We start from the raw sequence: 6,987 nt of genomic DNA, 5'->3' as shown, positions 1-6,987 counted from the left end.
AATTTGCATATCCTAATTCTTACCAAAAAGGAGCCATTTATTTCCAAAAACACAAACTTATTTACACTACCATTCCAAAATATGCAACTACCCATATAATAGCATTACTGATTTTTAAAGTATTCTCTCCCATGACATAAACCTCCATTAAAACTGTCTGACTTAAATCATATCACAATCACACTCATATTTCCATTAAATTTCTTCTTCTCTCCGCTTAGTCCTATTATGTTGCCTGTTCTGCTGTCGGCTCTCGTTCTGAAGCTCCCTCTCAAGGTTCTTTTTGTTGTAGCCGATTACCTCGGCATAGGCTAATTCTGTGGCGGTCTTGGTCTGCTCCCTGCTGATACTGTCATACTCGGATTGCAAAGACTGTATTTCCGCTTTCCACTGTTTCGGCGTTATCTTCTCGCCATTCTGTAAAAGGCTCTGCATACGCTCCTTTAATGTAAACGGTAGATAGTGCGTACCTCGACTATGAGGGCAAAGTGTGTGACAATAGACTATATTTCTATCATGAGTATTAAAAGTTAAGCCTTAATTTTTGATACTGTTATACGGAGGTAAGTCTATGAATTCAGCAACAACAGCAGTGGCTGTACAATACCGTTTAAAAGAGTGGGCAGAGCAGATCAGGGAATGCCAGAACCGGCCCGCTGGCATGAGTGTCGTTGATTGGTGTGCAAGCCACGGCATTACGAAAGCGAACTACTATTACAGGCTGCGCCGCGTAAGGCAGGCATGTCTGGAAAACCTTCCGCCGGAAGCCCCGGCGCAGCAGATCGCCCCGGTAAACACCTGCCTCCTACAGCAGGAAACACAAAGCGGCAGTGGCATACAGCAGGGGCTTTCCGTTTCTGTAAACGGTTTTTCCATCCGCATAACGGAATCCACACCCATGCCGCTGCTTGCGGCAGTCCTTAAGGTGGTGCGGGATGTTCAATGACGCCACCTGCTTTAAAACCGTCTACATTGTCTGCGGCTACACCGACCTGCGCGCCGGTATGGACCGGCTGGCGGCACTCGTGGAAACCCAGACCGGGAACCGGCCATATATAAAGGATACACTTTATCTTTTCTGCGGGAGACGCACAGACCGCATCAAGGGGCTTGTATGGGAAGGGGACGGATGGCTCCTGCTATACAAGCGGCTCTCAGAAAGCCGGTTCCAGTGGCCGCGCACCCCGGAGGAAGTGCGTGAATTAACGCCGCAGCAGTTCCGGTGGCTGATGGAAGGGCTGACAATCACCCCGAAGAAATCGGTCAGGCCGGTGGAACCGCCGGAATACATGGGATGACTTTGTGCAAAACGGAGAACTTTTCAGACGGTCTTCCTGCTGGAAAAAATGTCCCGCCTTATCCCTGCCAAACCACGCTGCATCCCATAAAGGAGCCCAGAATGAACGCAGACATGCTTTTCCTTCCTGGAAAGGGTTATGGAAACAGCATCATACAAAGGCAGTATCCGCTGTTTCAACCATAGGCATTATGACGGACATCCGGCAGCACCGGGTTCGCAAAAATTCTGTATCCATGGTATAATAAGGCTATCAGGATACCGGGAGAAAACAGCATGGCCTTAAAATATACGGAAGAACAACTGAACAGCCTTGACAGGGAAACGCTTATCCGGCTGTTCCTGTCGCAGCAGGAGCAGCTTGAAAATATCGACCATACGCTCCAGCTTGTTCTGGAGCAGATGGCGGATCTAAAACGGCATCGGTTTGGCCGGTCAACAGAGAAACATGAAATCGAAGACCAGATCTCCTTTATGGAAGTGGATGGGAAGGTCGTATTCTTTAACGAATCCGAGGCTGTCGCTGCAGAGGAAAACGCACTGGAAGATCCGGAAGACGTTTCCCGCACAAAACCGAAAAAAAAGCAGGGAAAACGGGAAGAAGACCTGGAGGGGCTTCCGGTAGTTGTGGTGGAACATTCCATGACGAATGGGGAGCTGGAAGATAAATTTGGAAAAGACGGCTGGAAACAGCTCCCGGATGAGGTATACCGCAGGTACAGCTTTACCCCGGCAAAGATTGAGGTGGAAGAACACCATGTAAAAGTGTACGCCGGGAAGGAAACGGAAGAGGTCGTCAAGGCACCGCATCCGCAGACTTTATTAAGGGGAAGCCTTGTGTCCCCGTCTCTTGAGGCGGCAGTGATGAACGCAAAGTATGTCAATGCCGTCCCTCTTTACCGCCAGGAGCAGGAATTTGAGCGTTATGGTCTGCATATCTCCCGGCAGAACATGGCAAACTGGACAATCCAATGTGCAGACAGATACCTCGCTGTTCTCTATGATTACCTGCATGAAAAACTGTACAGTTATCATGTACTGCAGGCAGACGAAACACCTGTGCTGGTGAACAAAGACGGCCGTCCTGCCGGATCAAAAAGCTACATGTGGGTATACCGCACCGGACGGATGTACACAGAACGCCAGATTGTTCTGTATGAATATCAGAAGACCCGTAACGCCAGCCATCCCAGAGAGTTTTTGAAAGACTTCAACGGCGTATGCGTCACGGACGGCTGCCAGGTCTACCACACCATTGAAGGCGAGCGGGAAGACCTGCGGATTGCGGGATGCTGGTCCCATGCCAGGCGGAGGTTTGACGAGGCAGTGAAGGCTTTGCCTAAGCAGAAGCAGAAGGACAGCCGCGCATACCTTGCGCTTACCATGATACAGGCGATCTACCGGGAGGAAAAACAGTTAAAGGATCTCCCGGCAGGGGAACGGAAAAACCGCCGCCAGCTGAGCGTAAAGCCCCTGGTGGAGGCTTATTTCACATGGGTCCGTGAAAACCTCCCGAAAGTGCCGCAGAAAAGCAAGACGTGGGAAGGTTTCAATTATTCCCTGAATCAGGAGAAATACCTGAAAGTATTCCTGGACGATGGCGAAGTGCCGATGGACAATAATGCTGCGGAGCAGTCCATCCGTGGGTTCTGCATTGGCAAGAAAAACTGGGTGATGATCGATACCATTGCCGGTGCAAAGTCCAGCGCCATCATCTACAGCATTGCGGAAACCGCAAAAGCAAACAATCTGAAACCGTATGATTACTTTGAGTATCTGCTTACCGAGATCCCGAAGCATCTGGATGATACCGACCGCAGTTTTCTGGATGACCTGCTCCCCTGGTCACCAAGCCTGCCGGCGAATTGCCACAAGCCTCATAAAAGTAAAGTGAAATAAAGACTGGAGCAAATCTGTTTCTATCATACAGGTTTGCTCTTGTTTTGTATAGGTACTCACTATCTACCGTTTACATCTTTGCTACTTCGTTGTTGTTTTCAATCATTTCTAATACCTCATTCTTTCTGTGCTTGTTAGTTGTTTCTGAAATAAAAAAGGCAGCTGATTGTCTGTTAAGATAATCGCTACCTAAAGGTAAACAATATTTATTTTCTTATTTCCACCCCGTTAAATGATTTTACAATTTTAATGCTCACAAACAGGGCAGAAATTATCTTATTTTTTGCGAATAATATAAATGCCATATAGTCCTAATAACAAATACGTTGATAAACAGCAGACCAATCCTATTGTTGGATATTGATTACTTTTAGAAAAGCAAAAAGGTATACCGCACAAATCCACTATAAAATGTAAAATAATCGGTATCCATAAATTTCGGGTTTTGACATAAACCGCCCCAAAGTAAATTCCTAATGCAGTCGCCCAAACAGCCTTGCATATAATTGTCAAAATCGGTTGTCCAAGTGCGCCAAAAATATGTCCAAACCCAAATAGTGCAGATGATATAATAACTGCAAATAATGCAGCATTATTTCGTATGCCAAACCATTTTTCAATGATATTCTGCAACAATCCTCTCAGATAAATTTCTTCCATTATTGCAACACCTATGTAATACACAACACCCTCTACAATAACTCTATATATTGTTGGTGTATTATTGAATGGTGAAAGTCCTATGTAAAAAGCAGCTGCCACTATAAGCGTAGCAACAAGGGAAGGAATACCATATTTCTTCAAGCCATTCGGAATATTTTGAAATTGTAATCCAAAATTCCACTCTTTTATAATAGTTTTCCTACATACATAACATAAAGCAAAAGCCAATACAAAATTTATCATCAAAGAGAAATAAATCGGTTCAATATCCCTGATTTGTATATTGCAGAATAAAGCCGCAGGTAATGCGGTCATCTCCATAAATGTCATTACTATTGTCAATATAGTAACACTGATTGATATGCGTTTATTTATCATAGTTAATCTCCTTAGCCGTTAATTTATTGATTTGCTCAACGACTTTATTCTACCACAAGAACTCTCACAATTCCATTAAATTCTGCTTAATCTCTTTTTGCTTTATTCTTTGCAATCATCATCTGTCTTGCCCGTTCCCTCTGCTCTGTGCTGACCGCCCTCGTCTTGTTCAGATTTTGCGTCAGGTTGATTAAATCCTTGACGCTCCCGGTGTACTCCCCGCTGTCCATCACGGACTCCAGCTTTGCCAGTGCGTCACCGTCCATGCCGGACAGCAGGTGGGCCAGATGGTTCAACTCGTCAATGCTCTCATACTCGCCCAGGTGGTCATACAGGCCTAGGATTCCTGCGTGGCGTTGGTCTTGGTTTCGTCTGCCATGCTTGCAAATACCTTCTTGTCTCGATTTTGGCCGCATACCCTGGCGGCCAGGGTTCAGGGATTTTCTGCCACATACAAAAACACCGCCTATTGTCCTGTTAGGCGGTGTTTTGTGTAAGGTTGGTAGCACTTTTTTGCTTCTTTTCCCTGTATGTCCTTGTCAATCTCCATATCCATGTTTTACTCACTATGCGCCCTCTCACTGAAAATGGGGAATGGAGAGCAAAACAGAAGAAAAGGAACCGTCAAAAATGTATGCCCTCTTTGCGCCGATCCAAGCCATCTATAAGGAGAGCCAGTCGCTTAAAGGGCTTGCAAAAATGCGATACGATAAGGAGCATAAGGACAGCTTATCGAAGTACCTCGAATTAAGGGAGCGTATGCAGAGCCTTTTACAGAATGGCGAAAAGGTGACGCCGAAACAGTGGAAAGCAAAGATACAGTCTTTGCAATCCGAGTAGACAGTATCGGCAGGGAGCAGACCAAGATCGCCACAGAATTAGCGTATGCCGAGGTAATCAGCTACAACAGGAAGAACCTTGCGAGGGAACTTCAGAACGAGAGCCGACAGTATAACAGGCAACAAGACAGACCGAAACGGAGGGAGGAAGAAATTTAATGTGAATTTTATTGTAAAGACAGGCGTTTTTTTGTATAATTGAAGTGTAGCAGGAACAGGATATATCGTATTTTGTGCCACAGATTTTAGAAATCGAAGTGATAAGGTGTCAGACGATACAAAACAGATAGAGGAAGTCATGGCAAAGCGTACAGCAAAAAACAGCGTATTCCTTGACCTTTTTCAAAACAAAAGTTATCTGCTAAAGCTATATAAAACGCTCCACCCGGAGGACACCACAGCGACAGAGGACTCACTTACAGATGTAACAATCACAAATGTGCTAACTGATAATCTGTATAACGATTTAGGTTTTATTGTCAATAATAAGTTGATGATACTTGTGGAGGCGCAGTCAACATGGACAGTGAATATTTTAGTAAGAATTTTGCTGTATCTTGCGCAGAGTTATCACGAATATTTTCAGCGTACCAGCCAAGACTATTACAAAAGCAAGAAAGTAAAAATGCCAAAGCCTGAACTTTATGTGATTTTTACGGGAAACAAAGGGAGGAAACCCGATAAAATATCTCTGTCTAAAGAATTTTTTGAGGGTGCGGTAATAGATATTGATGTAAAAGCAAAGGTCATCTACGAAAGCGATACAGATGATATTATCAACCAGTACATTATTTTCTGCAAAGTATTTAACGAGAAGACAAAACAGCATGGAATGACACAAAAGGCAGTTACGGAAACAATCCGCATATGCAAGGACAGGAATGTTTTAAGAGAATATTTGCTTGACAGAAAAGGAGGTTGTGACGATTATGATGAGTTTGTTTGATGAAGAACAGATTATGAAGTCGTTTATAAGAAGTGAACGGCATGAAGCGGCACAGGATAAGGTGAAAGAAAAGGCAATTCTTATGTTGCAAAAAGGAAAAATTTCTATAGATGAAATACAGACATTTTTTCCGGAATTATCTGATGATGAGATTGAGGAAGTTAAAGGAGAAGTTATGCAGTTGGCATAATAGCAGTAAAACAATTAAATATCTAAATAACAGCGTAAAGGCGCATGGAACAGTAAATTGTAAACTATGCGCCTTTTTTGCGCTCAAAAGGAGGAACATGAGCGACAACATTCAGACCAACACCACAGGGCGATTAACGCCCTGTTTACAACAGAAGATTGACAAGACAAGGTATTTAGTCGAGGTACATTTTTCTGATACGAGTACCCAAAGCGTAGAGGATAAGCTAAAACGTGTCATTCTCCAAGACTTAGAGCATGGGAAACAAGGCAGACCAAGAAAAAGTGATGAAAAATGATGAATACGTCCTTTACAAAACGTCACTGGACAAACGGCGAAGTCGATTTTAATTAGCTGCGGCGCAAGGTTAGCACCCTTTGACATTAAGGAACTGCGCGAGCTTATGGAAACTGACGAAATGCAGCTTGACACCATAGGCGACAGAAAGACCGCTCTTTTCGTCATCATCAGCGACACAGACGACACCTTTAACTTTGTCGTGAGTATTCTCTACACACAGTTATTCAACTTGCTTTGCGACAAGGCAGATGATGAATACGGCGGGCGGCTTCCCGTCCATGTGCGCTGCCTGTTAGACGAGTTTGCGGTGCGCTCGTAAGCGGAACCCATTCGTTCCGCGCGGGCTTGTTTGTAATCTATCTTTAGCAAGATAGTAGGTTCAATGTGAGGGCTTCGTTTGAAGCTGGACCTATGTCAATACTTTGGACACAAAAAGTTGAAAGTTCATGCTGATTTTTTTAATTCCTCATCCTCC

Annotated in this window: 10 protein-coding genes and 2 pseudogenes; 9 read left to right on the top strand and 3 right to left on the bottom strand. The window is 44.4% G+C overall.

The window, feature by feature from the left end; genetic code table 11:
* Nucleotides 1-195 precede the first annotated feature (195 nt).
* Nucleotides 196-435 (bottom strand): hypothetical protein, encoded by a 240-nt coding sequence (locus D7Y06_RS23125; protein WP_120409898.1) that lies wholly within the window; start codon nucleotides 433-435, stop codon nucleotides 196-198.
* Nucleotides 436-571: 136 nt separating this feature from the next.
* On the opposite strand from D7Y06_RS23125, the gene tnpA reads away from it, so the two are divergent.
* The 3 genes from tnpA (at nucleotide 572) to tnpC (ending at nucleotide 3,196) form a co-directional block, all read left to right on the top strand.
* A complete protein-coding gene (gene tnpA / locus D7Y06_RS23120; protein ID WP_120409897.1) occupies nucleotides 572-946 on the top strand; it encodes an IS66 family insertion sequence element accessory protein TnpA in 375 nt (124 codons plus the stop codon).
* Complete coding sequence (gene tnpB, locus D7Y06_RS23115) at nucleotides 936-1,298, top strand: IS66 family insertion sequence element accessory protein TnpB (RefSeq protein ID WP_120409896.1); 363 nt, start codon at nucleotides 936-938, stop codon at nucleotides 1,296-1,298. The genes tnpA and tnpB overlap by 11 nt, the downstream gene beginning before the upstream one ends.
* A gap of 275 nt (nucleotides 1,299-1,573) precedes the next feature.
* A complete protein-coding gene (tnpC, locus tag D7Y06_RS23105; RefSeq protein WP_120409894.1) occupies nucleotides 1,574-3,196 on the top strand; it encodes an IS66 family transposase in 1,623 nt (540 codons plus the stop codon).
* A 276-nt stretch (nucleotides 3,197-3,472) separates the two neighbouring features.
* On the opposite strand, the gene D7Y06_RS23100 is transcribed toward tnpC, so the two are convergent.
* Entirely contained in the window at nucleotides 3,473-4,237 is a 765-nt protein-coding gene (locus D7Y06_RS23100; RefSeq protein WP_120409893.1) for a CPBP family intramembrane glutamic endopeptidase, read from the bottom strand.
* A 167-nt stretch (nucleotides 4,238-4,404) separates the two neighbouring features.
* Nucleotides 4,405-4,581, bottom strand: a pseudogene (locus tag D7Y06_RS28445) (antirestriction protein ArdA); the annotation flags it as partial.
* Nucleotides 4,582-4,805: 224 nt separating this feature from the next.
* Between D7Y06_RS28445 and D7Y06_RS28700 the strand changes: the two are divergent.
* From D7Y06_RS28700 to D7Y06_RS23070, 6 genes and pseudogenes are all read left to right on the top strand, one after another.
* A complete protein-coding gene (locus D7Y06_RS28700) occupies nucleotides 4,806-4,988 on the top strand; it encodes a hypothetical protein (protein ID WP_243119473.1) in 183 nt (60 codons plus the stop codon).
* A 52-nt stretch (nucleotides 4,989-5,040) separates the two neighbouring features.
* Nucleotides 5,041-5,235, top strand: a complete 195-nt coding sequence (locus D7Y06_RS23085) for a hypothetical protein (protein WP_243119471.1) — start codon at nucleotides 5,041-5,043, stop codon at nucleotides 5,233-5,235.
* Between the two features lie 139 nt (nucleotides 5,236-5,374).
* Nucleotides 5,375-6,022, top strand: coding sequence for a hypothetical protein (locus D7Y06_RS23080; RefSeq protein WP_330566580.1), 648 nt, complete (start codon nucleotides 5,375-5,377; stop codon nucleotides 6,020-6,022).
* Nucleotides 6,006-6,212, top strand: coding sequence for a hypothetical protein (locus tag D7Y06_RS28695; protein WP_330566579.1), 207 nt, complete (start codon nucleotides 6,006-6,008; stop codon nucleotides 6,210-6,212). Before D7Y06_RS23080 ends, D7Y06_RS28695 begins: the two co-directional genes overlap by 17 nt.
* Nucleotides 6,213-6,309: 97 nt before the next feature.
* Nucleotides 6,310-6,510 (top strand): transposon-encoded TnpW family protein, encoded by a 201-nt coding sequence (locus tag D7Y06_RS23075; protein ID WP_120409891.1) that lies wholly within the window; start codon nucleotides 6,310-6,312, stop codon nucleotides 6,508-6,510.
* A 27-nt stretch (nucleotides 6,511-6,537) separates the two neighbouring features.
* Nucleotides 6,538-6,819 (top strand): annotated as a pseudogene (locus D7Y06_RS23070) (type IV secretory system conjugative DNA transfer family protein); the annotation flags it as partial.
* Nucleotides 6,820-6,987 lie beyond the last annotated feature (168 nt).

Origin of the sequence: Roseburia sp. 1XD42-69, from assembly GCF_003612565.1 — a bacterium.
Classification (GTDB): domain Bacteria; phylum Bacillota; class Clostridia; order Lachnospirales; family Lachnospiraceae; genus Roseburia_B.
Note: the sequence above shows the minus strand (reverse complement) of the source record. Positions and strands in the feature narration are given on the sequence as shown.